The organism is Pseudomonas sp. MWU13-2100, assembly GCF_023242365.1.
Lineage (GTDB): Bacteria > Pseudomonadota > Gammaproteobacteria > Pseudomonadales > Pseudomonadaceae > Aquipseudomonas.
Map to the genome: position 1 here is coordinate 43,062 of NZ_JALLIX010000019.1, position 26,407 is coordinate 69,468.

At 63.0% G+C, this 26,407-nt stretch carries 21 protein-coding genes and 1 pseudogene; 9 read left to right on the forward strand and 13 right to left on the reverse strand.

All coding sequences use genetic code 11. The features are described 5' to 3' along the window. Positions 1–109 precede the first annotated feature (109 nt). A complete protein-coding gene (mapR, locus tag M5B99_RS15115) occupies positions 110–1,528 on the forward strand; it encodes a GntR family transcriptional regulator MpaR (protein ID WP_248804805.1) in 1,419 nt (472 codons plus the stop codon). Between the two features lie 3 nt (positions 1,529–1,531). On the opposite strand, the gene M5B99_RS15120 is transcribed toward mapR, so the two are convergent. The 3 genes from M5B99_RS15120 to M5B99_RS15130 all read right to left on the reverse strand — a co-directional run bounded on the left by M5B99_RS15120 (position 1,532) and on the right by M5B99_RS15130 (position 3,687). Then, positions 1,532–2,110 carry a GNAT family N-acetyltransferase gene (locus M5B99_RS15120; RefSeq protein WP_248804806.1) on the reverse strand — a complete coding sequence of 193 codons (579 nt, stop codon included), beginning with the start codon at positions 2,108–2,110 and terminating at the stop codon, positions 1,532–1,534. Positions 2,111–2,231: 121 nt separating this feature from the next. After that, entirely contained in the window at positions 2,232–2,978 is a 747-nt protein-coding gene (locus M5B99_RS15125) for an SDR family oxidoreductase (RefSeq protein ID WP_248804807.1), read from the reverse strand. A gap of 265 nt (positions 2,979–3,243) precedes the next feature. Beyond that, on the reverse strand, positions 3,244–3,687 hold the full coding sequence (locus tag M5B99_RS15130; protein ID WP_248804808.1) for a nuclear transport factor 2 family protein: 444 nt from the start codon (positions 3,685–3,687) through the stop codon (positions 3,244–3,246). 525 nt (positions 3,688–4,212) lie between these two features. On the opposite strand from M5B99_RS15130, the gene mrdA reads away from it, so the two are divergent. Beyond that, the gene (gene mrdA / locus M5B99_RS15140) at positions 4,213–6,105 is read left to right on the forward strand and encodes a penicillin-binding protein 2 (RefSeq protein WP_248804809.1); all 1,893 of its coding nucleotides are present in this window, start codon (positions 4,213–4,215) and stop codon (positions 6,103–6,105) included. A 135-nt stretch (positions 6,106–6,240) separates the two neighbouring features. On the opposite strand, the gene M5B99_RS15145 is transcribed toward mrdA, so the two are convergent. Next, a complete protein-coding gene (locus M5B99_RS15145) occupies positions 6,241–6,870 on the reverse strand; it encodes a LysE family translocator (RefSeq protein WP_248804810.1) in 630 nt (209 codons plus the stop codon). A gap of 181 nt (positions 6,871–7,051) precedes the next feature. Here M5B99_RS15145 and M5B99_RS15150 point away from each other — a divergent pair, with 181 nt between their 5' ends. From M5B99_RS15150 to M5B99_RS15160, 3 genes are all read left to right on the forward strand, one after another. Continuing rightward, positions 7,052–8,677, forward strand: a complete 1,626-nt coding sequence (locus M5B99_RS15150; RefSeq protein ID WP_248804811.1) for an NADP-dependent glyceraldehyde-3-phosphate dehydrogenase — start codon at positions 7,052–7,054, stop codon at positions 8,675–8,677. A gap of 193 nt (positions 8,678–8,870) precedes the next feature. Continuing rightward, positions 8,871–10,451: a sensor domain-containing diguanylate cyclase gene (locus M5B99_RS15155; RefSeq protein WP_248804812.1), complete on the forward strand. Its 1,581-nt coding sequence runs from the start codon at positions 8,871–8,873 to the stop codon at positions 10,449–10,451. Positions 10,452–10,558: 107 nt separating this feature from the next. Continuing rightward, complete coding sequence (locus tag M5B99_RS15160; protein ID WP_248804813.1) at positions 10,559–11,707, forward strand: MalY/PatB family protein; 1,149 nt, start codon at positions 10,559–10,561, stop codon at positions 11,705–11,707. Between the two features lie 160 nt (positions 11,708–11,867). Here the strand turns inward: M5B99_RS15160 and M5B99_RS15165 are convergent, their stop codons facing one another. The 5 genes from M5B99_RS15165 to M5B99_RS15185 form a co-directional block, all read right to left on the reverse strand. Next, a complete protein-coding gene (locus tag M5B99_RS15165) occupies positions 11,868–12,074 on the reverse strand; it encodes a hypothetical protein (RefSeq protein WP_248804814.1) in 207 nt (68 codons plus the stop codon). A 169-nt stretch (positions 12,075–12,243) separates the two neighbouring features. Then, on the reverse strand, positions 12,244–15,363 hold the full coding sequence (locus tag M5B99_RS15170; RefSeq protein ID WP_248804815.1) for an efflux RND transporter permease subunit: 3,120 nt from the start codon (positions 15,361–15,363) through the stop codon (positions 12,244–12,246). Next, complete coding sequence (locus tag M5B99_RS15175; protein ID WP_248804816.1) at positions 15,360–16,565, reverse strand: efflux RND transporter periplasmic adaptor subunit; 1,206 nt, start codon at positions 16,563–16,565, stop codon at positions 15,360–15,362. Before M5B99_RS15175 ends, M5B99_RS15170 begins: the two co-directional genes overlap by 4 nt. After that, positions 16,562–18,004, reverse strand: coding sequence for an efflux transporter outer membrane subunit (locus tag M5B99_RS15180; protein ID WP_248804817.1), 1,443 nt, complete (start codon positions 18,002–18,004; stop codon positions 16,562–16,564). The genes M5B99_RS15175 and M5B99_RS15180 overlap by 4 nt, the downstream gene beginning before the upstream one ends. Before the next feature lie 200 nt (positions 18,005–18,204). Further along, positions 18,205–18,897, reverse strand: coding sequence for a response regulator transcription factor (locus M5B99_RS15185; protein WP_248804818.1), 693 nt, complete (start codon positions 18,895–18,897; stop codon positions 18,205–18,207). Positions 18,898–19,068: 171 nt separating this feature from the next. On the opposite strand from M5B99_RS15185, the gene M5B99_RS15190 reads away from it, so the two are divergent. Further along, positions 19,069–19,758 (forward strand): response regulator transcription factor, encoded by a 690-nt coding sequence (locus M5B99_RS15190; protein WP_248804819.1) that lies wholly within the window; start codon positions 19,069–19,071, stop codon positions 19,756–19,758. Further along, on the forward strand, positions 19,736–21,094 hold the full coding sequence (locus tag M5B99_RS15195) for a sensor histidine kinase (RefSeq protein WP_248804820.1): 1,359 nt from the start codon (positions 19,736–19,738) through the stop codon (positions 21,092–21,094). Before M5B99_RS15190 ends, M5B99_RS15195 begins: the two co-directional genes overlap by 23 nt. Before the next feature lie 13 nt (positions 21,095–21,107). On the opposite strand, the gene M5B99_RS15200 is transcribed toward M5B99_RS15195, so the two are convergent. Then, positions 21,108–21,323, reverse strand: a complete 216-nt coding sequence (locus M5B99_RS15200) for a TOBE domain-containing protein (RefSeq protein WP_100941607.1) — start codon at positions 21,321–21,323, stop codon at positions 21,108–21,110. A gap of 228 nt (positions 21,324–21,551) precedes the next feature. Between M5B99_RS15200 and M5B99_RS15205 the strand changes: the two genes are divergently transcribed. After that, positions 21,552–22,361 (forward strand): DUF1460 domain-containing protein, encoded by an 810-nt coding sequence (locus M5B99_RS15205; protein WP_248804821.1) that lies wholly within the window; start codon positions 21,552–21,554, stop codon positions 22,359–22,361. Between the two features lie 43 nt (positions 22,362–22,404). Here the strand turns inward: M5B99_RS15205 and M5B99_RS15210 are convergent, their stop codons facing one another. Beyond that, positions 22,405–23,466, reverse strand: coding sequence for a methyl-accepting chemotaxis protein (locus M5B99_RS15210; RefSeq protein WP_412548738.1), 1,062 nt, complete (start codon positions 23,464–23,466; stop codon positions 22,405–22,407). A gap of 21 nt (positions 23,467–23,487) precedes the next feature. After that, positions 23,488–24,042, reverse strand: a pseudogene (locus M5B99_RS30270) (MCP four helix bundle domain-containing protein); the annotation flags it as partial. Positions 24,043–24,265: 223 nt separating this feature from the next. On the opposite strand from M5B99_RS30270, the gene M5B99_RS15215 reads away from it, so the two are divergent. Continuing rightward, complete coding sequence (locus M5B99_RS15215) at positions 24,266–25,288, forward strand: glycosyltransferase family 9 protein (RefSeq protein ID WP_248804823.1); 1,023 nt, start codon at positions 24,266–24,268, stop codon at positions 25,286–25,288. Positions 25,289–25,355: 67 nt separating this feature from the next. On the opposite strand, the gene M5B99_RS15220 is transcribed toward M5B99_RS15215, so the two are convergent. Beyond that, on the reverse strand, positions 25,356–26,378 hold the full coding sequence (locus tag M5B99_RS15220; RefSeq protein ID WP_248804824.1) for an ABC transporter permease: 1,023 nt from the start codon (positions 26,376–26,378) through the stop codon (positions 25,356–25,358). Between the last annotated feature and the right edge of the window lie 29 nt (positions 26,379–26,407).

Sequence of the window (26,407 nt, forward strand, 5' to 3'; positions counted from 1 at the left end):
GGTTTTAGGGCCACTACGCGCCCCAGTGCGGCGTTCCGACAAGCCCGCTCGCCACAACGGTGTAAAGACAATTCGCTGTTGCGTGCCTTTATGAATGAGTCAAGCCTCCATGAAACGCTACGAAAAATTCGCCGATGACATCGCTGAACTGATCCGCACCGGCGTCCTCGGCCCCGGCCAGCGCGTGCCGTCGGTGCGTTACGCCAGCCAGACCTATGGGGTCAGCCCGTCCACCGTGTTCCAGGCCTACTACCTGCTGGAACGCCGCGGCCTGATCCGTGCCCGGCCGCGCTCCGGCTATTTCGTCAACGCCCATACCCCCAGCCCGTTTTCGGAGCCGGCGATCAGCAGCCAGGTCAGCGAGTCCACCGAGGTCGATGTCAGCGAACTGGTGTTCTCGGTGCTGGACTCGATCAAGGACCCCGCCACCGTGCCCTTCGGCTCGGCCTTCCCGAGTCCGACGCTGTTTCCCCTGCAACGCCTGTCCCGCTCCCTGGCCAGTTCCAGCCGCGAGATGGACCCGCGCTTGGTGGTCACCGACCTGTCGCCGGGTAACCCGCAACTGCGCCGGCAGATTGCCCTGCGCTACATGGTCGGCGGGCTGATGCTGCCCATGGAGGAACTGCTGATCACCAACGGCGCCCTGGAGGCGCTGAACCTGTGCCTGCAAGCCGTCACCGAGCCCGGCGACCTGGTGGCCATCGAGGCTCCGGCGTTCTATGCCTGCCTGCAAGTGCTGGAGCGGCTCAAGCTCAAGGCCGTGGAGATCCCGGTGCATCCGCGTGATGGCATCGACCTCGGGGTGCTGGCCCAGACCCTGGAGCGCCATCCGATCAAGGCTTGCTGGTGCATGACCAGCTTCCAGAATCCTCTCGGCGCGACCCTGCCCGAGACGAAAAAGCAGGAACTGGTGGAGCTGCTGCGCCAGCATCAGGTGCCGCTGATCGAAGACGATGTCTACGCCGAGCTTTATTACGGCCAACAGGCGCCGAAACCGGCCAAGGCCTTCGACACCGAGGGCCTGGTGATGCACTGTGGCTCCTTCTCCAAGAGCCTGGCGCCGGGCTATCGCATCGGCTGGGTGGCGGCGGGCCGTTACGCGCAGAAGGTCGAACGGCTCAAATTGATGACCTCGCTATGCGCCTCGATGCCGGCCCAGGCAGCCCTGGCCGACTACCTGCAAAACGGCGGCTACGACCGACACCTGCGCAAGCTGCGTTATGCCCTGGAGGAACAACAGAGCGCCATGCTGGCGGCGATTGCCCGCTACTTCCCGGCGCAGACGCGGGTCAGCCAACCGAGCGGCGGCTACTTCCTGTGGCTGGAACTGCCGGAACAGCTGGACTCGCTGAAACTGTTCCAGATCGCCCTGGCTCAGGGCATCAGCATCGCCCCGGGACCGATCTTTTCGCCGACCCAACGCTTTGGCAACTGCATCCGTTTGAATTACGGCAGTCCGTGGAACGAAGTGTCGGAACAGGCGATGGAGACCCTGGGACGGATTGTGCGGTCATTGCTGGACCAGTGAGCCCTATTGCTCAGCCAAGGGCCAGTGCATCAGATAGGCCGCGCCGGTCACCCGAATCAACGGATGCGGCACGATCTGGCACTCGCCGACAATCGTGAAACCATGCCGCTGGTAGAAGCGGCAGGCGCCGCTGTTCATCGCATAGTCGATCAGGCTCAGGCCCTTGAGTTCAAGCGCCCGGCAGCGCTGGCGGGCGTATTCAAGAAAACGCGCACCGAGCCCCTGGTTACGCCAGCCCTCGTGCAGGGCCAGGCTGGAAATATACAGGGTGTGGGGAATCTCCAGATCGGCATACGGCGCCAGCACCGGATCGCTGCTCGGCGTTGCCTGCGGATCTTCGAACATCGGATAGCTGTGCAACATGCCGATGACCTGGCCATCCGCCTCGGCCATCAAACAGTTCTCATAGGAAAAATCCACACCCTCACGGGCATAACGCCGCTCACCGACATCCAGCAAGGACTCATCGCCCTCAGCCAACTGGCTCCAGATATAGTCGGACGCCCCTTCCGAGGAAATCTGGAACAGGCGGGCAATCTCACGGGCGTCCGTGCGTAGCGCCGGACGAAAGATAACGGTCATTCGGGGATCCCTGTAACGGTCGGTCGGCGGCCAGGCAAAGTCCTGGCGCCGGCGTTACAGTGTGAGGCGTGCGCTCGACGGGCCGATGTGCCCGAGCGACATGACCGGCGCAAAAACCGACTTAGCGGCCACCCGCCAGATCGATAAAGGTCCCGGTGGCGTAGGAAGCCTTGTCCGAGAGCAACCAGACAATCGCCTCGGCCACTTCTTCGGCGCGCCCGCCACGGCCCATGGGAATCGCCGACTCCAGCTTGCTGACCCGGTCGGCATCGCCGCTCAGGGCATGGAACTCGGTGTAGATATAGCCCGGACGCACGGCATTGACCCGAATGCCCTCGCCCGCCAGTTCCTTGGACAACCCGAGGGTGAAGGTGTCCAGCGCGCCCTTGGAAGCGGCGTAATCCACATACTCGTTGGGCGAACCGAGACGCGCCGCCGCCGAAGACACATTGACGATGTTACCGCCCTGGCCACCATGGCGTGGCGACATCCTGTGCACCGCGTGCTTGGCGCACAGGATCGGCCCCAGGGTATTGGTCTTGAGGGTTTGCAGGATACGAAATTCGGACATTTCATCGACCCGGGACTTGTGCCCCACGGTCCCGGCATTGTTGACCAGGGCGGTGACCGGCCCCAGCTCGGCGTCCACCCGGTTGAACAGGTGGATCACCTCATCCTCGATACTGACATCGGCGCGCACGGCAATGGCCACGGCGCCCAGCCCACGGACCTGTTCCAGCACCCGCAGGGCCGCCGCCTCACCGGTCAGGTAGTTGATACAGATGCGATACCCCTGTTGCGCAGCGAGCAATGCGGTGGCGGCACCGATGCCACGACTGCCGCCGGTGATGACGATAACTTTGTCCATAAACCCATTCCCTCAATCGACTTGAAGCCTTGCCGCCAAAGCATACCCGTCGGCGACCGCTTTTGTGTAGTCGCCAAAGGTCGCAGGGATTTGACCAGGCGCTCACATAGACCCGGGCATCCGGGCCGCAGGCCAGTCGGACCGAGGCACGCTTGTCGTCGGAGAGTTCATGGGCATCCGCTGCTGCCACCGATCAGGACCCAGGCCGACGCGACCGCGCCCCCCAGAGACACGTCCTCGTAGCACGGCGGACTGATTACGACACTCAATCGAGCGATCGAGGAACAGGTATCCGCTGCTGCGGATCATAGAAAAACTGCTCTTCGGCGATACGCTCGCCCTCCCAACGCTGGTGGGCGATTTCCTCCATGCGGGTCACGCTGCCGTCGGCCCATTCAAAGCGGAAGATCCAGCGAATGGCCACATGGTCGCCGTTGAGAAAGGCCGGACGCACGCAGGTCGAGGTCATGGAGCGCACCCGGGACAGCATCGCCCGCTCCTTGGCGACATGAAAGTCACGCCCGACTCGCGGCGGCTCCTGGTTCTCTTGCAGGGAAGCGTCGGCGGTATAGAAAGCTTCGACCGCTTCGGCGTGGGCGTTGGCCTCGACCTGGGCGATAAAACGTTCAAGGGTTTCAAGGGTCGGCATGGTCAGCTCCTGGCTGGGGTGATCGGCATTCATCACCCCACCGAGGCTAAGGTCAGCCATGGGCCATGGAAAGGTCCATTCCGATCGATCTGTGCAGTACCAATCGCCTAGCACCGCCAGACCACGCAGCCCAGCGCGCTCAGGGCAATCGCCAGGCCGGCCAGGGCCAGGCCACTGAGGATCGATTACAGCAGCAACATGCGCACCACGCCATAACTGTCGGCCAGGCGACCGCCCACAGGGCTGAGGAGGATTTCCGAGGCATAACGCAGGGCCACCTATATCCCGGCGATAGTGACCGCGTTGCCACCCAATACGGCGCAAGCCTGCAACGATAAACCGAAGATGAACAGCCCGATCAGCGCCGTGCCGCCGAGCAGCAGGAAATCAGTCGGGGCCCGAAGTGCAGGCTCAACCAGCCGCCCTCTCCCGAGCGCTCCACCTTTTGGCGGATCAGCTTTCAATAAAGCCCCGGAAGCGGGCGCTTCTTGGTATCGTGTGCGCCGATTTAAATAGCCACCTATACACTTTCTCTCTTAGCAGCTCCGTTCATATTCAATTTTCTTTGCACAACACAGGTTCCTCATGACCGATCCCATTCATATCAAGGATCACGAGAACGAAAAGCGCCTGGTGAACAAGCGCTTGCTGGCCTGCGGCATCCTGGTCCTGGGACTGGCCGGCAGCCTGGTCGCCCGCCTGTATTTCCTCCAGGTCACCGAGTTTTCCTATAATTCCACCGTCTCGGAAAACAACCGCGTCCACGTCCTGCCGATCCCGCCGGAACGCGGGATTATTTTCGACCGCAACGGCCAGGTGCTCGCCGACAACCAGCCCAGCTTCAACATGACCCTGACCCGCGAGCGCGCCGGTGACGTCGGCCAGGTGCTGGACACGGTGATGAGCGTGCTCAATCTGCCGGAAGAAGACCGGACGATGTTCACCAAGATCCTCAAGCAGTCGCGCCACCCGTTCGAACCGGTCACCCTGCTCTACGAACTGACCGAACAGCAGATCGCCCTGCTGGCGGTGAACGAGTTCAAGCTGCCGGGCGTCGAGGTCGAGCCGCAGTTCGTCCGGCATTACCCGCTGGGCGATCATTTCGCCCATTCGGTGGGTTATGTCGGACGGATCAACGAAAAGGAAAGCAAGCAGCTGGATCCGGTGGAATACCGTGGTACCCAGTCCATCGGCAAGACCGGCATCGAACGCTTCTATGAAGACGAACTGCACGGCCATGTCGGCTACGAGGAAGTCGAGACCAACGCCCAGGGCCGGGTCATGCGGGTGCTCAAGCACACCGATCCGATTCCCGGCAAGAACATTGTCCTGAGCCTCGATATCAACCTCCAGGAAGCCGCCGAGAAGGCCCTGGGCGACCGCCGCGGCGCGGTGATCGCGATCGATCCGAAGACCGGCGAAGTGTTGGCGATGGTCAGCAAGCCGAGCTTCGATCCGAACCTGTTCGTCACCGGGATCCGCGCCAAGGACTACTCGGCCCTGCGCGACTCCCTTGACCGCCCGCTGTTCAACCGCGCCCTGCGCGGGCTCTACGCGCCGGGTTCGACCATCAAGCCGGAAGTGGCCATCGCCGGCCTGGACAGCGGGGTGATCTCCCCCACCACCCGGGTGTTCGACCCCGGCTACTTCCAGTTGCCCAATGTCGAGCACAAATACCGCAACTGGAACCACAGCGGCGACGGCTGGGTCGACCTCAACGCGGCGATCATGCGTTCCAACGACACCTACTTCTATGACCTGGCGAACAAGCTGGGCATCGACCGCCTGCACGATTACCTGAACAAGTTCGGCGTCGGCCAGAAGGTCTCCCTCGACATGTTCGAGGAGTCGCCGGGGCTGATGCCGTCACGCGAGTGGAAACGCACGACCCGGCGCCAGGCCTGGTTCCCCGGGGAGACGGTGATCCTCGGTATCGGCCAGGGCTATATGCAGGTCACACCGCTGCAACTGGCCCAGGCCACGACCCTGATCGCCAACAAGGGCGTGTGGAATCGCCCGCACCTGGCCCGGACCATCGGCCAGGTCGCGCCGGTGGACGAGCATCCGATTCCCAATATCGTGCTGCATGACCCCCGGCAGTGGGAGCAGGTCAACTACGCCATGCAGTTGGTGATGCACGATCCACGCGGTATCGCCCGGGCGGCGGCGGTAGGTGCGCAGTACCGCATTGCCGGCAAGAGTGGTACGGCACAGGTGGTGGCGATCAAGCAGGGGGAGCGTTATGACCGCCTGAAGACCTCGGAACGCAATCGCGACAACGCCTTGTTCGTCGGTTTTGCCCCGGCGGAAGACCCGCAGATCGTGATTTCAGTGATGATCGAGAACGGCGAGGCCGGTGGCCGGGTTGCCGGGCCCGTGGTGCGGGAGATTCTCGATGCCTGGTTGCTGGACAAGGATGGCAAGCTCAAGCCTGAGTATGCGCGGCCGCTCAAGCCGCATGAGGATCCGAAGGTCTAGTCGGGGCCACTGGCCTCTTCGCGGGCAAGCTCCGCTCCCACAGGTTCTGTCTCGTACGCATGATTTGAGTCCGACTCGAACAGTGTGGGAGCGGAGCTTGCCCGCGAAAAAGGCCCTCAAGAACACCCCCACCCGTCAGGCCGCAGCACCGCGCCGATAAAACGCCAACACCCCGCCCAAGGTCATCAGCAAACCGCCGGTCACCCGGTTGAACGCCCGCAGATGGCCGCCCTGCAAGCGGCTCAACAAGCGTGCGCCGCAGAGTGCGTAAAACAACATGATGCTGACATTGAGCAAGGTCAGCACCAGCGCCAGCAACGCATATTGCGGCAACTGCGGCTGCGTACTGTCAATGAACTGCGGCAGGAACGCCGACATGAACAGCAGCGCCTTGGGATTGGTCAGCGCCACCACGAAACAGCGCATAAACAAGCCGACAGAACGGTTCGAACCCTGCTGAACCGGCACCTGCGCCAAGGTCCCGGTCGAACGCAACATTTTCCAGCCCAGCCAGACCAGATACGCCGCCCCCAGCCACTTCACCGCCTGGAACAGCGTCTCGCTGGCCTGCAGCAAAATCCCCAGGCCACAGGCCACCGCCGTCACCAGCAAGCCGTCGGCCAGCACCGCACCGCCCATGCCCCAGGCCGCCGCCCGCACGCCGTGGTTGGAGCCGTTGTGCAAAGCCAGCAACACCGTCGGGCCGGGCATGGCGATGATCGCCGCCGAGCTGATCAGGAACAGGAGCAACGTTGCCAACGTCATGAAGGTCGCCTTGAAGAAAAGGAAAAAGAGAACGTCATTCTGCGGCCAGCACCGCCGCGCTTCAACCGCCGGTACGCCAGCCTGCCGTTTGCACTGGACGCGACTAAGCTGTTTCGTGATAAAACAAGGCTCAGCACTGAAGCGTTTCAGCGTCCTTTCCATCAGACAGGGTGATAGCCTCATGACCGACCAGAAGCTGCTCGACTCACTGTTTCCCGCCGCCGCGGACATCCCGGAAAAGTATCGACTCGAAGGCCAACTGGAACAACGCGAATACCTGGTCAACGGCACCTTGCGCAGTTGGGACGGCCCGCTGGCCCAGGTGCGCAGCCCGGTGTACCTCGCCACCACCAACGGCGATGAGCAAGTGATCCTCGGCAGCACGCCGCTGCTGGATGCCGAGACCGCCCTCACCGCCCTCGACGCCGCGGTTCGCGCCTATGATCGTGGCCAGGGCGAATGGCCGAGGATGCGCGTGGCCGAACGCATCCAGCACGTCGAAGCCTTCCTGCGGCGCATGCGCGAGCAGCGCGAGGCGGTGGTCAAGCTGCTGATGTGGGAGATCGGCAAGAACCTCAAGGATTCCGAGAAGGAATTCGACCGTACCTGCGACTACATCGTCGACACCATCAATGCCCTGAAGGAACTCGACCGCCGCTCCAGCCGCTTCGAGCTGGAGCAGGACACCCTCGGCCAGATCCGTCGCGTGCCCATGGGCGTGGCGCTGTGCATGGGCCCCTACAACTACCCACTGAATGAAACCTTCACCACCCTGATCCCGGCGCTGATCATGGGCAACACCGTGGTGTTCAAACCGGCCAAGCTCGGCGTGCTGCTGATTCGTCCGCTGCTGGAGGCCTTCCGCGACAGTTTCCCGGCCGGGGTGATCAACGTGATCTATGGCAGCGGCAGGGAAACCGTCAGCGCGCTGATGGCCAGCGGCAAGATTGATATCTTCGCCTTCATCGGCACCAACAAAGCCGCCAGCGACCTGAAGAAACTCCATCCCAGGCCCCACCGCCTGCGTGCCGCCCTGGGCCTGGATGCGAAGAATCCGGCCATCGTGCTGCCCGAGGTCGACCTGGACAACGCGGTCAACGAATGTGTCACCGGCTCGTTGTCGTTCAACGGCCAACGCTGCACCGCACTGAAGATCCTGTTCGTCCACGAAGACGTGGTTGAAGGTTTTATCGAGAAATTCAACCGCAAGGTGCAAGGCCTGGTCCCGGGCATGCCCTGGGACAACGGCGTGTCACTGACGCCGTTGCCGGAAGCCGGCAAGATCGACTACCTCAAGGCCCTGGTGGCCGATGCCCAGGCCAAGGGAGCCAAGGTGGTCAACCCCGATGGCGGCCAGACCCGCGCCTCGTTCTTCTATCCGGCGGTGCTGTACCCGGTGAATGCCGGGATGCGCGTGTACCAGGAAGAACAGTTCGGCCCGGTGGTCCCCATCGTGCCCTACCGCGACCTGGAAACCGCGATCGACTATGTGCTGGAGTCGGATTTTGGCCAGCAACTGAGCATTTTCGGCACCGATCCGGCCCAGGTCGGCCGGCTGGTGGACATCTTCGCCAACCAGGTCGGGCGGATCAATATCAATGCCCAGTGCCAGCGTGGCCCGGACACCTACCCATTCAACGGGCGCAAGAACTCGGCCGAGGGTACCCTCTCGGTGCACGATGCCCTGCGGGTGTTTTCGATCCGTACCCTGGTGGCGACCAAGTTCCAGGACAGCAACAAAGCGCTGATCAGCGATATCATCCATAACCGCGAATCGACATTCCTGACCACCGATTACATCTTCTGACCTGTAGACGCCGGCTTGCTGGCGATGGCAGCGACGCGGTGCCCTGCAGGACCGCATCGCCTGGATCGCCAGCAAGCCGGCGCCTACAAGGGCATGGCGGTTTTTTATGCCTGGCCCATAGGGCTGCCGAGCGCTCTGATCTATCATTGCGCCTCAGGCTGCCCGGGCCCGCCATTATTTTTATAAGAAATCCATGCCACGCATCGACCTCCGCCGATTGATCCTGTTGCTGTCGCTTTCCGTCGTGACCCTGACCGCCGGGAATCTTTTCTTCGCCAGCTACCAGACCCAACGCAACTTCCTGATGGAACAGACCCTGGAAGCCAATCGGATCTATGCCCTGAAGCTGGCCAATACCACCAACAACTTCCTCAAGTCGACCCAGCAGCAACTGGCCTTCAGCGCCGGACTGTTGCCCGCGATCTGGAACCAGCCGGACCAACTGTGGCAGGAAGCGCACCGACTGCGTCGCCAGACCGGCAGCTTCAACTCGGTGATCATCATCCGCGCGGACGGCAAGATCATCGCCTCGTCGCCCACTTCGATGAACCTGACCGGCACCTTTTCCGCCAGCGAAGGCTTTCGCCAGGCGAGCATGGCGCGCCAACCCTATATTTCAAGCCCCTATGTCGGGGCCAACAACCGCCTGATGATCCAGATCTCGCACCCGATCTTCGACGATGATGGCAACTACCTCGGCTACCTGGGTGCAGGTATCTACCTCAACGAACCAAACATCCTGCACTCGCTGCTGGGCGAACAGTATTACCGTGACGGCACCTACCTCTACGTGGTCGATACCCAGGGCCGGCTGATCTATCACCAGGATCCGCTGCGGGTCGGTGACGTCATCAAGGGCAACCCGGCCATCAACGCGGTGATCGCCGGCGAAACCGGTAGCCTGCGGTTGCACAATTCCAAGGGTGTGGACATGCTCACCGGCTACGCACCAGTGCCGCGGATCGGCTGGGGCGTGATCAGCCAGCGACCCACCGCCGTCACCCTGGAGGGCCTGCAACGCTTGATGCTGGAAGTCGCCGGTTACGCCGTGCCGCTGTTGCTGCTGTCGCTGCTGGGTATCTGGTGGATTTCGACGCTGATCAGCAAACCGCTCTGGCAACTGGCCAATACCACCCAGTATTGGGGTTCCTCCAGCGCGGCCCAGTCGGTGAGCAAGGTGCGGGCCTGGTATTACGAAGCCGCGCAGTTGAAGAACACCATGCAGAAGGCCCTGATGTCACTGCACCAGCAACTGGGCCGGCTCAACCAGGAAAGCGTCACCGACCCGCTGACCGGCCTGACCAACCGGCGCGGCCTGCAATTGATCCTCGACGACTGGGAAAGCCAACGCCAGCCGTTCTCGCTGATCGCCCTGGACATCGACCACTTCAAGCAGGTCAACGACGGCTACGGGCACAGCGCCGGTGATCTGGTGCTGCAACACCTGGCCCAACAGATCCGCCGCCATTCCCGGGAAAGCGACGTGCTCTGCCGCCAGGGTGGCGAGGAGTTCCTGATGCTGCTGCCCTCCACGCCACTGGCCCAGGCGCTGCTGGTGGCCGAGCGTTTGCGCGCGGCGATGGCCTATACCGAAAGCCCGAACGGCATACCGGTGACCATCTCCCTGGGCGTGACAAGTTGGCCGCAGGACCGCAAGAGTGTGGCCCTGGTGCTCAGGGAAGCAGACCGAGCGCTCTACCGGGCCAAGGACGATGGGCGCAATCGCGTGGTGCAAGCCGATCAGAGCATGCCACTGGACGACACGAACGGATAAACTGCACACACCGAACACTGCAACCCGTTCAGCCGTACCCTCGTCCGCCGCCCAAGACCACGAACACCCGACGCTTTCGGGGATTTCTCTCGAGTTTGACCACCAGCATGATCTTCAACTTCGACACCCTGATCGACCGCCGCAACACCGGCAGCACCAAGTGGAGCCGCTACCCGGCCGACGTCCTGCCCATGTGGGTGGCCGATATGGACCTGCCGCTGGCGAGCGCGATCACCGAGGCCCTGCACAAGCGCCTGGAACATCCGCAACTGGGTTACAGCGTGGCCCAGGATGCACTGCGCCAGGCCATCGTCGCCGACCTCTGGAACAAGTACGCCTGGCGCGTGGAGCCCCAGGAGCTGATTTTCCTGCCGGGAGTCGAGCCGGGGTTCAATATGGCGCTGCACGCCTTTGTACAGGCGGGTCAGAACGTTGTGGTGCAGACCCCGAACTACCGTCCGCTGCGCCTGGCGCCGGGCAACTGGAAGCTGCCGAAAGTCGAGCTGGAGTTCGAACGTGATGCCCGGGGTGATTACGTTACCCCCTTGCGCGCCCTGCGCAATGCCTTGCAAGGCGGCGGCGCGCTGCTCTTGAGCAACCCGCACAACCCGCTGGGCAAGGTCTTCCCACGGGAGGAGCTGCAACAGATAGCGGATATCTGCCTGGAACAGGGCGCGCTGATCATCAGCGACGAAATCCACGCCGACCTCTGCTTCGATGGCCGTCGCCATGTGCCGATCGCCTCCCTGAGCAGCGAGATAGCCAAGCACACCATCACCCTGATGTCGGCGAGCAAGGCCTATAACATCGCCGGGCTGAAGACCGCCTATGCCATTGTCCAGGACCCGGTGGTACGCGAGCGTTTCAACGCCGCCCGCTCAGGCATGGTCGACAGCGTCAACGCCCTGGGGCTGGAGGCGACCTGCACGGCCTACACCGAGTGCGGTCCGTGGCTCAAGGCTCTGGTGGAGTACCTGCAGGCCAACCGCGACTACTTGCAACACGCGGTGCAAACCCGCTTGCCGGGCGTGGTTCTGCAGCCGGCCCAGGGAACTTACCTGGCCTGGCTGGATTGCAGCGCGTTGGGGCTTGCGGACCCGTACCGGTTCTTCCTGGAAGAAGCCAAGGTGGGGTTGAGCGCGGGTATCGAGTTCGGCGACGACGCTCAGCAATTCGTGCGCCTGAACTTCGGTTGTCCGAGGGCATTGCTGGAGGAAGGCATCAGCCGGATGGAGCAGAGCCTGCGTCGACGCTGACCGCGCCGTCATCTCTATGGGCATAGGGTCCAGAACGTACCCAGCGCCAGTTTCACGGAATATAAGGCCGAGCGCGGATTTGTGGCGAGCGGGCTTGCCCGCTCGCCACAATATTTTATTGCGGGCCTCAAATCGCCTTAACGACAGGTATCGGGCTCGGTCAGGCGTGTTTATTCAGGCGCGGTTTGGCCTTGGGGAAATACGGTTGCTTGACCAGCAGTGTCGGCGCGGGCCTCACCGTCTTGACCTCAGTCACCTCGACCGGCACCTCCCCACCAAACTCCGCGACATAGGCCGTCTGGCCGCAACGCAGTCGATTGTTGATGGGAAACTCATCGCCGTTGTCGTAAATGTACGCTTCCTTCATAGCCTTCTCCTTCTCAACATAATTGATCCCTGCCGGCCAACACCGACAGGCTTCAAAAACATTGAGCGTAGTCGACCGACAGCGACTCGCAGGCTCTGACGCTAGGTTCCGACGAATGACCAGCCGGTCACGAATTTTCAATTTTCCGCGCCGGGCTTTCACGCGGATTTCACTTCTGCGCGCCTAGGATTGGCTCACTCCTCGTTTCAATCCCATTGGACTCGCCTTCGTTGCGGGTCTTTTTTTGCCCGCGCAACCGGTCGAACCACAGGTAGACCACCGGCGTGGTGTAGAGCGTCAGCAGTTGTGACACCGCCAGCCCGCCGACAATGGCGATCCCCAAGGGCTGACGCAATTCCGAACCGGCGCCATGGCCAAACGCCAGTGGCACGGCGCCGAGCAGCGCCGCCAGCGAGGTCATCAGGATCGGCCGCAGCCGCAACAGGCAGGCTTCATGCACCGCCTGCCGTGGCGCCATGCCGCCGCGCTCGGCCTCCAGGGTGAAGTCGACGATCATGATCGCGTTCTTCTTGACGATGCCGATCAGCAGGATGATGCCGATCATCCCCAGCACCGACAGGTCCTGCCCGCAGATGATCAAGGCCAGCAAGGCGCCGAAGCCGGCCGAAGGCAAGGTGGAAATGATCGTCAGCGGATGGATGGCGCTTTCATAGAGCACCCCAAGGACGATATAGACCGTCAGGATCGCCGCCAGGATCAGCCAGGGTTGCGACTTGAGCGAATCCTTGAACGCCTGGGCGGTGCCCTGGAAACTCCCCGACACCGTGTCGGGCAGGCCCACCGCCAGCGAGGCCTTCTCGATGGCGTTGACCGCATCGCTCAGGGCCTGGCCGGGGGCCAGGTCGAACGACAGGGTAATGGCCGGGAACACGCCCTGGTGGTTGATGATGATCGGCGCCAGTTCGTTGCGGATACTCGCCAGCATGTCCAGCGGCACCATGCCCCCGCTGGTCGAACGCACATACAGGTGCTTGAGGGTCTCGATGGACATCTGCCAGCGCGGATCGAGTTCGAGAATGACGTGATTCTGGTCCAACTGGGTGAACATGGTCGCGATCTGGCGCTGGCCGAAGGCGTCATAGAGCACGTCGTCGATCGCCTGCACGTTGACCCCCAGGCGCGCCGCCGACGGCCGGTCGATCACCAGGGTCGCCTGGGGCGCGGCACGCTGTTGGTCGGAGGTCACGTTGCGCAATTGCGGCAACTGCCTGAGACGCTCGAGCAACAACCCGCTCCAATGGTCCAGCTCCTTGCTGTCCGGATCCTGCAAGGTGTACTGGTACTGGGTCTTGCTGGCCCGGCCGCCGATCTGGATATCCTGGTTGGCCTGCAGGAACAGCTTGATGCCCTGGACCTTGTCGAGGGCCGCTTGCAAGCGTGCGATCACCTGCTGGGCGCTGGCCGTGCGCTGGTCGAACGGTTTGAGGTTGACCATCACCCGCCCCTGGCTGACCGTCGGGTTGGGGCCGATCCAGAAATACACCTTGGCCACCGCCGGATCGGCGCTGACGATATCCGCCAGCAGGGCGACCCGCTGGCGCATGGCGTCCGGCGAAATGTCCGAGGCGGCTTCGGCGACGCCCTGGATCAGGCCAGTGTCCTGCTGTGGAAAAAAGCCCTTGGGGATATACAGGTAGAGCATGGCCGTGGCGACGAAGGTGGCGACCGCCACCGCCAGGGTCAGGCGCTGGTGATCGAGCACCCACTCCAGGCTGCGCCGGTAGCCCTCGTGGATCCGCTTGTAGACCGCCTCGCAGGCATCGCCGAAACGGCTCGGACGCGAGTCGTGTTCCGGCTTGAGCAACCAGGCGCAGAGCATCGGCGTCACGGTCAGGGAGACCACGCCGGACATCAGGATCGCCACGCTGACCGTCACCGCGAACTCGCGCATCAGCCGCCCGACGATGCCACCCATCAACAGGATCGGCAGGAACACCGCGATCAGCGACACGGTCATCGAGACAATGGTGAAGCCCACTTCGCGCAGACCGTCCACCGCCGCCTGGATCCGCGACTTGCCCATTTCCAGATGGCGGACGATGTTTTCCATGACCACGATGGCGTCGTCCACCACGAAGCCGACGGCAATCGCCAGGCCCATGATCGACAGGTTGTCCAGGCTGTAGCCCAGCAGGTACATCACGGCGAAGGTCGCCACCAGCGACAGCGGGATGGTCAGGGTCGGGATCAGGGTCGCGGTGGCCTTGCGCAGGAACACGAAGATCACCACGACCACCAGGGCGATGGACAGCAGCAAGGTGAACTGCACGTCGTTGACCGAGGCATTGATGGTCTGGGTGCGGTCGCCGACCACCTGGACCTGGACGTCCCGTGGCAAGGACGCGGTCAGGGCCGGCAGGCCGGCTTTGATATTGGCGATGGTCGACAGCACGTTGAAGCCCGGCTGCTTGTGGATGTCGACGATCACCGTCGGCTGGCCGTCGATGCCGGCAGCCTGCTGGGTGTCCTCGGCGCCATCGATGACCCGGCCCAGATCGCCGAGCTTGATCGGCACCCCGGCCTTGTAGGCCACCACCTGCTCGCGATACCCCTTGGGGTCGAGCAGTTGGTCGGTGGCATCGAGGGTCACCGAACGGTATTGGCCGTTGAGGTTGCCCTTGGGTTGGTCGAGGGTACTGAGGCCGACAATGTTGCGCACTTCTTCCAGGGTCAGGCCACGGGCCGCCAGAGCATCCGGGTCGATCTGGATGCGCACCGCCGGCTTCTGCTCGCCATGGAAATCCACCAGGCCGACGCCGGGCATCTGCGACAGACGCTGGGCCAGGTAGTTGTCGGCGTAGCGGTCCAGCTCCGGCAAGGTTCGCGTCGGCGAGGTCAGGGCCAGGGACAGCACGGTGAACTCCGCCGGATTGACCTTGTTGAAGGTCGGCGTGCTGGTCATGGTTTTCGGCAACGTCGCACTGGCGGTGTTGATCGCTGTCTGCACGTCCTGGGCCGCGCCGTCGATATTGCGCGACAGGTCGAACTGCAGGACGATCTGGGTCTTGCCCGAGGAACTCGAAGAGGTCATCGAGGTGACCTGCGGTACCGCCGCGAACGCCCGTTCCAGCGGCGTCGCCACCGAGGTCGCCATGGTTTCGGCGCTGGCCCCGGAGAGCTTGGCGGTGACCTGGATGGTGGGAAAGTCCACCGTCGGCAACGGCGCCACCGGCAGTTGGAAATAGGCAAAGGTGCCCAGCAGCATCACCCCCAGGGCCAGCAGGCACAGGCCGGTGCGGCGCTGGATCAGACCGGCAAGCAGGTTCATGGCTGGCCTGCGCTGCTGCTGGCCGACGCCAGTTCAGGTGTCGCCGGGACCGAGTCCAGGCTGACCGGCTTGACCTTGAGCCCGGGAGCGATCCGCGACTGGCCCTGGACCACCACCACTTCACCCGGCGCCAGGCCGTCCTTGATCCACTGCTGGCCGTCGACCACCGTCGCCGCCGTGACCTGCCGCGGCTCGACCCGCTGGTCGGTATTGACCACGTAGACGAAGTCGCCCTTCTGCCCTTGCTGCACGGCGTTGGCCGGCACCACAGTGGCGGCCTTCTGGGTGCTCACCAGCAGGCGCGCGCCCACCAGTTGGCCGGGCCAGAGTTGCTGGCCGGCGTTGTGGAATTGCGCCTTGAGCTGGATCTGCCCGCTGGCGGCGATCACCTGGCTGTCGATAAAACTCAGGTAGCCGGTAGCCAACTGCTGATGGCCGTCGCGGCTCATGGCGAACACCTGCAAGGGCGCCACGGCGTTTTCCTTGAGGATCCGCGCCAGGTCGTCCTGGGACACCGCGAAGGCCACCGAGATCGGGTCCATCTGCGTCAGGGTCACCAGGCCGGTGGCATCGCTGCCGTGGACAATCGAACCGACGTCCAGCAGGCGTTGCCCGGTGCGTCCGGTGAACGGCGCGTCGATCCGGGTAAACGCCAGTTGCAGGCGGGCGTTGTCCAGCGCCGCCTGGTCGGCCTGGACCGTGGCCTGCTGGGCCGCCAATTGGGCCCGATAGGTATCGACGTCCTGGGTCGGCCCGGCCTTGGCCGCCGCCAGCTTGCTGGCCCGGTCGAGATTGACCCGCAAGTTGGCAAGCTGCGCCTGGTCCTTGCTGACCATGGCCTGGGCCTGGGCCACCTGGGCCTGGTAGACCCGCGGGTCGATCTGCGCCAACTGGCTGCCGGCGTTGACCATCTGCCCTTCGGTGAACAGGACTTTCTGCAGCTCGCCGTCGACCCGCACCCGCACATTGACGGTGTTGAGGGGCTGGACATTGCCGATGGCATCGATCCAGATCGGCAGGTCCTTCTGCCCCGCCGCCTGCATCACCACCGGGATGGCGCTGTCGACGGGGGCTGCCGGTGCCGCCTGGGCGCGGTCGATCCATTGGGTCTTGATCAGCAGCGCAGCGCCGAGCATGGCCACGACCAGCAGGCCGAGGCGCAGACGACGAGGTTGGGATGGCGCCTGGGGTGAATGCTTCATGGCTGAACGACCTGAGAGGGAGAAGAAGGAGTTGCGACGGCCAGGGTCGGCGCGCTGAAATCGCCGCCGATGGCGCGGAACAGACCGACAGCGGCCTGCAAATGCTGGAGGCGCACCTGCAACAGACCGTCTTCGGCCTGGTACTGGGTGCGCTCGACCACCAGCAGCGTCTGGAAATCGGTGGAGCCGAGCCGGTAGCGGACCTGGGCCAGGCGCGCGGCCTCACGGGCCGAGCCGACGGCGGCCTGGTTCAGGGCATAGGCCTGGTCCAGTTGCCGCGCGGCGCTGAGCTGGGTTTCCACGTCGCGCAAGGCTTCGATGATCGAGGCGCGATAGCTGGCGGTCAGTTCCTGCACATGGGCCTGGTCGGCATGCAGTTGCCCGCTCAGTTGGCCGCCGCTGAACACCGGCTGGGCCAGGTTGCCGACAATGCTCCAGATATGCCCGCCGGCCAGGGTGTCGATACCGCCGAGCAGGTCCAGGGAAAGGTTGGGCAGAAATGCCGCCCGGGCCACGCCGACATCGTAGTTGGCCGACACCAGGCGGGCTTCGGCGGCCTGGATATCCGGACGCTGGCGCACCAGGCCGACGGGCAGGCCGACCTTGGGTTGTGGCACCTGGAGGGCGTCGAGCCCGGTTTGCTGGACCTCGAAGCCTTCAGGCGGCACACCCACCAACGTTGCCAGTTGATACTTGGCCGCGTCGAGCTGCTGTTGCAACAGCGGTACGGCGGCCTGGAAGGTTTGCTGGGCATTGCGCTGCTGTTCGACTTCCAGGCTCGACACCGAGCCCTGGCTGGCCTGCACCTGGACCAGGTCGAGGACCTGGCTGGCATCGGCGGCGATGGACTGGGCCAGGCGTACGCGGTCTTGCAGCGAGAGGACCTGGAAATAGCTGTCGGCGATGCTCGCGCCGAGGGTCATGCGCAAGGTCTGGGCATCGAACTGGCTGGCGTTGGCCAGGGCCTGGGAGGAATCGGCGGTGGCGCGTTGCTTGCCCCAGAAGTCCACTTCATAGGTGGCTTGGGCGAAGACGCTGGATTTTTTCGTGCTGCCGTAGTTGTTCTGGCGCTGGTAGTTGCCGCCCAGGGACAGGTTGGGGTATTGCCCGGCGCCGGCCGCCTGGGCGATGGCCCGGGCCTGCTCGACCCGGCTCACGGCGGCCTTGAGGCTGTAGTTGTCGTTCAGGCCACGGGCAATCAGGCCATCGAGTTCGCTACTGTGGAACTCACGCCACCAGGGCCCGCCCATGGCGTCGGCCGAGGCCGCGGACGGGTCCTTGGCCGCCCACTGCGGGGCCAGGGGCAAGGCTGGCGGCTGGTAGCCCGGCACCAGCGAGCAACCGCCCAGCAGCGTCAGGCCGACCAGGGCCAGGGCGCGAAACAGCCGGCTTGGGGCATGGGGTGGATGAAAAGCCTCGAACTTCGGCGTGAGCAACATCTACGGGATATCTCCAGAACCTGTGTGGCAGAGCCATTGATCAGATTCCGAAGCTATCAGGCGCAGGCCCGCGTCCCGCTCCTCCAAAGCTAAATTTTAGTTTAGGTAAATATCATGTGACCGCGGTCACTTGTGGGAGCGGAGCTTGCCCGCGAAGCTTTTAGCGATCTTGAGGCCCTCTTCGCTGGCAAGCCAGGCCCCTACAGGGGTTCTTCGCCGTCCTGTAGCAAACGGTAGCCCACCCCCGGCACGGTCTGGATCAGCGAATGGCTGAACCCGGCATCGAGCTTGCGGCGCAACCGATAGATGTGTTTATCGATCACATTGTCGATGGGGTCGAAGTCATAGTCCCAGGCACTCTCCAGCAACATGCTGCGGGTGACCACCTCATCGCTGTGCCGCATGAGCTTTTCCAGGATCAGCGACTCGCGCTGCTGCAGGGTGATGACCTGCCCTTCGCGGGTAGCGGTGCGCGCGGCGCAGTCCAGTTGCAGGCTACCGACTCGCAAGGTGCGCGACAGCCCCACCACCGGGTCGCGGCCACGCTGCAAGGCTTCGAGCCGGGCGAGCACCTCGACAAAGGCATAGGGCTTGGCCAGGTAATCGTCACACCCGGCGCGCAAGCCTTCGACCCGCTGGGCGGTGGAATCCAGCGCACTGAGCATCAGCACCGGGGTGCGCAGGCCCTGGCGCCGCAGTGCCTGGACCAGCGCGATACCGTCCATCCCCGGCAGCTTGCGGTCGACGATCAAGGCGTCATAGATCCCTTCCAGAGCCATGTCCAGGCCACTGCGGCCATCGTCGACGGTATCGGCGACATGCCCGCTTTCATTGAGCCCGCGCACCAGGTAACTGGCCGCCCGGGCGTCATCCTCGATGACCAGGATTCTCAAGACCGGCTCCGCGGCGACTCAGCTAAACTTTTTTTCATATTGACGCGACCTTTCAGATAAACCCGGTTTGGCACACTATGCCGGTCGACCAGCCAATCACGATTCACTGGCCCGCCAGACTCTCCGGGGTCTGTGCAAGACTACCACCCTCTCTCATTCTGCGAAGTGCCCATGACCCATGTTCTGGTCGTCGAGGACGACCCCGCCACCGCCCGGGAGATCGAAGCCGCGCTGCAAGACCACGGCTTCGACGTCACCCATGTCGATAACGGTCGCGACGGCCTGGTGCGCGCCATCAGCGACAGCTTCGACGTCATCGTCCTTGACCGCATGCTCCCCGGCGCCCTCGATGGCCTGGGCATGCTCACCGCCCTGCGTGCCTCGGGCATCGCCACGCCGGTGCTGATCCTCAGCGCCCTCAGTGCGCTGGACGAACGGGTACGCGGCCTGCGCGCCGGCGGCGACGACTACCTGACCAAGCCCTTCGAATTCATCGAACTGACCGCCCGCCTCGATGCCTTGAGCCGCCGTCGGGTCGCCCCCAGCGAGGAGCGGGTCAACCGCCTGCGGGTCGGCAACCTGGAGCTGGACCTGCTCAAACGCATCGTCAAGCGCGGTGAGCGGACGGTGGAGCTGTTGCCCCGGGAATACGCCCTGCTCGAATACCTGGTGCAGCACGCCGAGCAGGTGGTGACGCGGACCATGCTGTTCGAGGCGGTGTGGAACTACGCCTACGACGAACGCACCAATGTCATCGAAGTGCATATGGGCCGTTTGCGCCGCAAGGTCGATGGCGAAGGCGAAGAACCGATGATCCATACCATTCGCGGGGCCGGCTATGTTCTCCGTTCACCTGCGTGAAATCCCCCGCACCATCAGTTTCCGCACGGCGCTGATGTCCCTGGCGCTGTTCAGTTGTTCGTTCCTCGCGCTGTTCGGTTACCTCTATTGGCAGACTGCCGGCTACCTGATGGCCGAGGTCGATACGGCCCTGTATCGGCAGATCGACAACCGCAGCGCGCAGCCCGACGACCTGCGCCTGGCGGAAATCCGCAAACACTCCGAACAGGACATCGACGGTCGCCTGCCCCACGGCCTCTACGATGCCCAGGGCCAGCTGATTGCCGGGGCGGTCAGTCAAATGCCGGCCTTCAAGGGCTATGACAAACCCAACGAATTCTACTGGGAGAAAACCCGGAGAAAGGACCGGCCGATCCGTTTCATGATGCATCGCCTGGACAATGGCCAGACCCTGATGGTGGGCCAGGATATCCATGACATTCGCGAGTTCGACGAGTTGCTGGTCAATGCGATGGTCTCCGGCGGCTCGCTGTTGCTGCTGGTGGGCTTGCTCGGGGCGGTCGGGCTGGGCTACTCGGCGCGCCGCCGGCTGGACGTGCTGACCCGCTCCATCGAGCGCATCGTCAAGGGCGACCTCAACGAACGCCTGCCGACCCGCGGCAACCGCGACGATATCGACCGCATCGCCACGGTGGTCAACCAGATGCTCGACGAGTTGGAGCGCCTGATGAATGAGGTCAAGGGCGTCTGCGACGATATCGCCCATGATTTGCGCACCCCCCTCACCCGCCTGCTCGCGGGCCTGGAGCGGGCCCAGCGCCGGCACCTGCGGGAAGAGGAATACCAGGCGGCCATCGACAACGCCATCGAGGACGCCCAGGGCTTGCTGTCGACCTTCCGCGCCCTGCTGCGGATTTCCGAGATAGAAGCCAGTGCCCGGCGCAGCAGCTTTGCCGAGATCGATCTGAACCGGATCGCCGCCGATGCCGCCGAGTTCTTCGAGCCGCTGGCCGAAGAGCGTGGCATCGAGCTGACCTTGAGCGGCACGCCCGAGCCCTGTCTGATCTTCGGCGATGCGCAGCTGCTGTTCGATGCAACCTGCAACCTGCTGGACAACGCCATCAAGTTTTCGCCCGACCACAGCCGGGTCCGGGTGGCGGTGCTGGATACCCCGGACAGACGCGGACTGTGCGTGGTGGATAATGGTCCGGGGATTCCCGAAGCCGAGTGCGAAGCGGTGTTCCGACGGCTGTACCGTTCCGAATCCAGTCGGCACACGCCGGGCAACGGGCTGGGGTTGAGCATGGTGGCGGCGGTGGCGCGGCTGCATGACATGCGCCTTGAGGTGCAGGACGCCCAGCCGGGTTGCCGGATCGAGTTGATCGTCAGCGCCTGAAATTATCGCTCCGTCAGAGCTTGGCGATCGAGACTTCGGTGGATTTGACGAAGGCGATCACTTCACTGCCTACCGCCAGTTCGAGGTCGCGCACCGAACGCGTGGTAATCACCGAGGTGACAATTCCCGACGCGGTTTGCACGTCGATCTCGGACAACACCTCACCAATGAGGATTTCCTTGATGACGCCGCGGAACTGGTTACGAACGTTGATCGCTTTGATCGTCATGGGGTTGGTTCCTTTTCGTGGTGGGAGCTGCACCTGAGCATCAGATGCTGGAGGCTAAAATGCGCCAGCCCTGAAACTTATAAAAGGAATTAATAATCATCATTTTATTCGATTAAGATATAACAAAGGCAAAACCGCCAGGTTTCATTGAGTCGTCACCCCAGTGATGTAAAATCAATGTCCCAGCGCGGTGGCCGATAAAGGCCTCTGTGCCCCTGCGGAGAGCGCATGAACAAGGTTATCGCGTTGGTATCGGGCTTGCCCCTGATGCTGGCGCTGAGTGGTTTCACCACCCGGCAGCACCCAGGTGACCAGGTTACGCTGGACGACTACACACGTCACAAGATCGAGTTCATCGAAACCCGGGTCCTCAAGCACGCCGGTCACGAGCAAGGCGAACGGATCAAGAATATCTCCGCCAACTTCCTCGGCACGCCTTATGTCGCGCATATGCTGGTCGGTTCCGCAACCGCGCCGGAACAGTTGGTGATCGACTTCCGTGGCCTGGATTGCTTTACCTACCTGGATTATGTCGAGGCCCTGCGCAAATCCGACAGCCTGCCGCGCTTCGTCGAGAACCTGGTGCGCACACGCTACGCCGAGGGCAAGGTCAGTTACGCCGAACGCAAGCACTTCTTCACCGACTGGGCGCACACCCAGCCCCTCAACGCCCGGGACGTGACGACGCAGGCCAGCCCCCGGGCGACCACGGTCACCAAGGTCCTGAACGCACAAGGGGACGGCTCCGGCGGCACGCTGATCCCGTCGGTGGGCACGGTCGAACGCGCCATCACCTACATTCCCAGCGAGTGGATCGACGATGCCGTGGTCAGCCGCCTGAAAACCGGTGACTACATCGGCATCTACACCCCGGCCGAAGGGCTGGATGTCACCCACACCGGTATCTTCATCATGACCGACAAGGGCCCGGTGCTGCGCAACGCCTCCGCCCGCGAAGCCAACCACAAGGTGGTGGATTCACCGTTCCTGGATTACGTCAGGAAAACCCCGGGCATCGTGGTCCTCCGGGCGATCTGAAGCCTGTCAGCGGCAACGTCCCGGCTGACAGCCCTCAAGGCGTCTAGACCTGGAAGTGCTTGACCAGGGTGTTGAGCTCGGTGGCCAGGTGGGCCAGGGACTGCGAGGCCACCGTGGTCTGGTGCGAGCCTTCGGAAGACTGGATCGACAACTCGCGGATATTCAGCAGATTGCGATCCACCGAGCGGGCCACATGGGCTTGCTCGTCGGCCGCCGTGGTGATGACCAGGTTGCGATTATTGATTTCGTCATTCGCCTCGACGATTTCCGCCAACGCGGTCTTGGCCGCTTCAGCGAGCTCCAGGGTCTGGCGGGTCATGTTGCTGCTGTTGTGCATGCCGCTCACAGCGCTGGCGGTGCCGGTCTGGATGCTGCCGATCATCTCTTCGATTTCCCGGGTCGACTGCGCGGTCCGATGGGCCAGGGCCCGCACTTCATCCGCCACCACCGCAAAGCCACGACCGGCCTCACCGGCGCGCGCCGCTTCAATGGCGGCATTGAGCGCCAGCAGGTTGGTCTGCTCGGCGATGGTGCGAATCACATCGAGCACCTTGCCGATGCCCTGCGCCTGCTCCGCCAGGCCGCCGATCTGCTCGGAACTGACCTCGACGCCGCGGGTCAGCGCGACAATCGCCGTCACCGCCTCAACCATGCGCTGCTGGCCCTTCAGCGCAATGGCTCGCGAGTCCTGGGACAGGTTCGAGGTGGACGAGGCATTCCTGGCCACCTCTTCAATGGCGCTGGTCATCTCGGTCACGGCGGTAGCGGCCTGTTCGATTTCACCATGCTGCTGTTGCAGGTCACGACTGCCCTCGGCCGTCACCGCGTTCAACTCTTCGGCCGCCGAGGCCAGTTGGGTCGAGGAATGGGTGATCTGCTTGAGGGTGGTGAGCAAGCTGCCCTGCATCACCGCCAGGGCCGCGAGCAAGCGACTGGCTTCGTCGCTGCCGGCCGGGTTGATCGGCTGTGTCAGGTCGCCCTTGGCGATGGTTTCCGCGACCTGGACCGCCTCGATGATCGGCACCGTAATACTGCGGGTGAGCAGCCACGCCACCAGCACGGTGCCGACACCCACCAGCAGAATCACCAGGCCGATGCCCGCCACCGCGTTGTCATAGGTGCTGGCCGACTGTTTGCCGGCCAGCTCCGCGCCCTGGTTGGCATGTTCGATCAGGTCATCGAGGTTCTTGGTCATCTGCTCATAGGATTCGCGGATGGTCGAGAGGTAGCTGTTGGCGCCGGCCTTATCACCTTGCCGCGACAACCTGAGCAACTCGAGGTGATTCTTGGCGTAGGCTTCCAGGCTGCGGTTGAAGGCTTCCAAACGCCCTTTGTCGTCGCCGTTGGTGAGCAAGCCGGCGTAAATCGACATTTGCTCATGCACGCTTTGCAAGCGCCCGGCCGATTTGTCCTCGTAGACTTTCATGTCCGCGGCGCTGGAGGACAGGATATGGGCCATGGAACCCAGACGGTAACGGTCCAGCGAAGCATTCGCCGACGCCAGCACCCGCACCCGCTGCAACCAGTTGTTCTGGATATCGGCGGCCTGGGCCTGGACGTCGCGAATCTGCTTCAACGCGAATACGCCCAGGAACACGCTGAGCAAGGCAATGGCGGCAAAACCGATGAACGCTCGGGGTGCAATCCGTATATTTCTCAACAACATGGCGGGATCTCGCATTTAACGGGGACGGAAGGCAACAGGCCACGGCAGGATAGCAGGCGATCCCGGCCACAAGGCTATCGGCCTGGCCGCGGTTTTCTTCAGCACCGCGTGACGAAGGAGCGTCTGAAGCCTGGAAAATCACTGGAAAGACCCGCCGATTGGAAAGTTCCCCCACTTTTACGATAGTCTGTCGCCTTCGCGAAAAATCGCCGTCGACCTCAAATCGGATCCATCGCGCATGACAAGTAGCCCGCTACAGACAGCAGAAAAAATTCTGCTGGTTGCTCCACATCGCCTGGGCGATACCCTGTTTGCAACGCCCGGCATCCGTGCCCTGCGCCTGGCAAAACCGCATGCTCAAATCGATGCCGTGGCGCTGTCGGGGCTGTCCCATGAACTGCTCGCCCATAACAGTTGCATCAACACGCTGTACTCCGCCAAGGAACGCCCCATTGCCGAACTGGCCGCCGAGTACGACGCTGTATTGCCACTACAGAACATCAACAAGGTCAACGAGTATCTGAAAGATGTCCCCGGGGTATTGATGCTGCCTCGTTATGACGGCGCCTTTCATTACTCGGAAAACTTTTATCGCTTTGTGCTTCGGCAACTGCCGTCGGCGGCCGAGTTTCCAGCGGGCCCCTATGAGCTCAATGTCAATGCACAGGACAAGGCGGACGCCGATCGGTTACTCAAGAGTATCCCCGCGTCCCCTGAACCTTTTGTGATTGCCTTGCACATGGGCTGTCATCAGATTTCGAAAAAGGGTCAGCGCTTCTTGTACAAGCTGTTTCCTTTCCTGATGACCAAAGACACCCGGAGCTGGTCTTTCAAGCGCTTCGATCAACTGGTACAGCGCCTGGTGTCGCAACACCCGGCGATTCATGTGGTGCTCACGGGCTCATCCAGCGAAGCCTTTGCGGCCGATGCGCTGACCGCTCACCCACATATCCTGAATCTCATCGGCAAGACCAATGTCGGCCAACTCGCGGCGGTACTCCAGCGCTGCCAGTTACTGCTGACCGGCGATACCGGCCCGATGCACGTCGCCTGTGCGGTAGAGCGACCGATGGTCCTGCTCTGCGGAAAAACCGACCCGGCGCAGACGGGCCCCTATCCCGTGCACAGCCATCACACCATCATTCGCAAAGACGGGATGGAAAATATTTCGGTGGACGAGGTTTATCAGGCTGTTGTGAGCTATCTGCCTGACATATCGAAAAAACGGGTTTCAGCTGCCATTCAGTCAAGCATGGCCTGACCCTTGCGAACGAGAAACACCCGTACGCAAAAAGGGCCTGAAAAGGCCCTTTTGGTTGGTGGTTCGCTCAGCGCTTGAGCTTGCGCTTGTTGCGGTACTGGTCGATGACCACCGCGACTACGATGATCAAGCCCTTGATGATGTCCTGGATATAGGCATCGACCCCGACAAAGGTGAAGCCGCTGGCCATGACCCCGAGGATCAGCGCGCCGATCACCGTGCCGGTAATGCGCCCCACCCCACCGGCCAGGCTGGTCCCGCCGATCACCGCGGCGGCAATCGCATCCAGCTCGTAGGACATGCCCATGCCCGCCTGCCCGGTGGCGGCACGCGCCGAAGCGACCACCCCGGCCAGTCCCGACAGGAGCCCGGCGATGCTATAGACAATCACCAGGTGACGCTTGACGTTGATCCCGGAGGTGCGCGCCGCCTGCATGTTGCCGCCGATGGCGTAGGTGTACTTGCCGTACTTGGTGTAACGCAGGGCAATGTGGAAGATCAACGCCACCACCAGGAAGATGATCACCGGCATCGCACCATGACCGATGGCCGTATAGGAATCCGAGAGCATGCTCACCGGCTGGCCTTCGGTGTAGTAACGCGCCAGGCCGCGGGCCGAAACCATCATGCCCAGGGTGGCAATGAAGGGTGGAATCCCGGTCAGAGCGATGATGCTGCCATTGATCGCTCCCGCCAGCAGTCCGACCCCGAGCCCGACAACCACCGGGATCCACACCGGCAGGTCGGTCAGCGACGGAAACACCGCCCGGGCGAAGTCCGAGGTCTGCGCCAGGCTCGCGGCGATCATCGCCGAGAGCGCCAGCACCGAGCCCGACGACAGGTCGATGCCAGTGGTGATAATGACCTGGGTGACGCCGATCGCCAGCAGGCCGATGATCGAGACCTGCAGGATCATCAGCACCAGCCGCTGGGAGTTCATCAGGAAACTCTGGTCGCGCACGATCCAGCCGAACAGCTCGAAGACCAGGCCAATGCCGATCAGCACCAGGAAGATGCTCAGTTCGGTGGGCAGGCGCCGGCGACTCTTGACCGGCACCGTTGCAGGCTTGTTTTCCAGTATCACGTTCATAACCACTCACCCTTCTATCGCGTTACCGC

Bases quoted from the DNA above. Each gene is read 5' to 3' on its own strand.
- mapR (WP_248804805.1), top strand. From the start codon at position 110: ATGAAACGCTACGAAAAATTCGCCGATGACATCGCTGAACTGATCCGC.
- M5B99_RS15120 (WP_248804806.1), bottom strand. From the start codon at position 2,110: ATGACCGTTATCTTTCGTCCGGCGCTACGCACGGACGCCCGTGAGATT.
- M5B99_RS15125 (WP_248804807.1), bottom strand. From the start codon at position 2,978: ATGGACAAAGTTATCGTCATCACCGGCGGCAGTCGTGGCATCGGTGCC.
- M5B99_RS15130 (WP_248804808.1), bottom strand. From the start codon at position 3,687: ATGGCTGACCTTAGCCTCGGTGGGGTGATGAATGCCGATCACCCCAGC.
- mrdA (WP_248804809.1), top strand. From the start codon at position 4,213: ATGACCGATCCCATTCATATCAAGGATCACGAGAACGAAAAGCGCCTG.
- M5B99_RS15145 (WP_248804810.1), bottom strand. From the start codon at position 6,870: ATGACGTTGGCAACGTTGCTCCTGTTCCTGATCAGCTCGGCGGCGATC.
- M5B99_RS15150 (WP_248804811.1), top strand. From the start codon at position 7,052: ATGACCGACCAGAAGCTGCTCGACTCACTGTTTCCCGCCGCCGCGGAC.
- M5B99_RS15155 (WP_248804812.1), top strand. From the start codon at position 8,871: ATGCCACGCATCGACCTCCGCCGATTGATCCTGTTGCTGTCGCTTTCC.
- M5B99_RS15160 (WP_248804813.1), top strand. From the start codon at position 10,559: ATGATCTTCAACTTCGACACCCTGATCGACCGCCGCAACACCGGCAGC.
- M5B99_RS15165 (WP_248804814.1), bottom strand. From the start codon at position 12,074: ATGAAGGAAGCGTACATTTACGACAACGGCGATGAGTTTCCCATCAAC.
- M5B99_RS15170 (WP_248804815.1), bottom strand. From the start codon at position 15,363: ATGAACCTGCTTGCCGGTCTGATCCAGCGCCGCACCGGCCTGTGCCTG.
- M5B99_RS15175 (WP_248804816.1), bottom strand. From the start codon at position 16,565: ATGAAGCATTCACCCCAGGCGCCATCCCAACCTCGTCGTCTGCGCCTC.
- M5B99_RS15180 (WP_248804817.1), bottom strand. From the start codon at position 18,004: ATGTTGCTCACGCCGAAGTTCGAGGCTTTTCATCCACCCCATGCCCCA.
- M5B99_RS15190 (WP_248804819.1), top strand. From the start codon at position 19,069: ATGACCCATGTTCTGGTCGTCGAGGACGACCCCGCCACCGCCCGGGAG.
- M5B99_RS15195 (WP_248804820.1), top strand. From the start codon at position 19,736: ATGTTCTCCGTTCACCTGCGTGAAATCCCCCGCACCATCAGTTTCCGC.
- M5B99_RS15200 (WP_100941607.1), bottom strand. From the start codon at position 21,323: ATGACGATCAAAGCGATCAACGTTCGTAACCAGTTCCGCGGCGTCATC.
- M5B99_RS15205 (WP_248804821.1), top strand. From the start codon at position 21,552: ATGAACAAGGTTATCGCGTTGGTATCGGGCTTGCCCCTGATGCTGGCG.
- M5B99_RS15215 (WP_248804823.1), top strand. From the start codon at position 24,266: ATGACAAGTAGCCCGCTACAGACAGCAGAAAAAATTCTGCTGGTTGCT.
- M5B99_RS15220 (WP_248804824.1), bottom strand. From the start codon at position 26,378: ATGAACGTGATACTGGAAAACAAGCCTGCAACGGTGCCGGTCAAGAGT.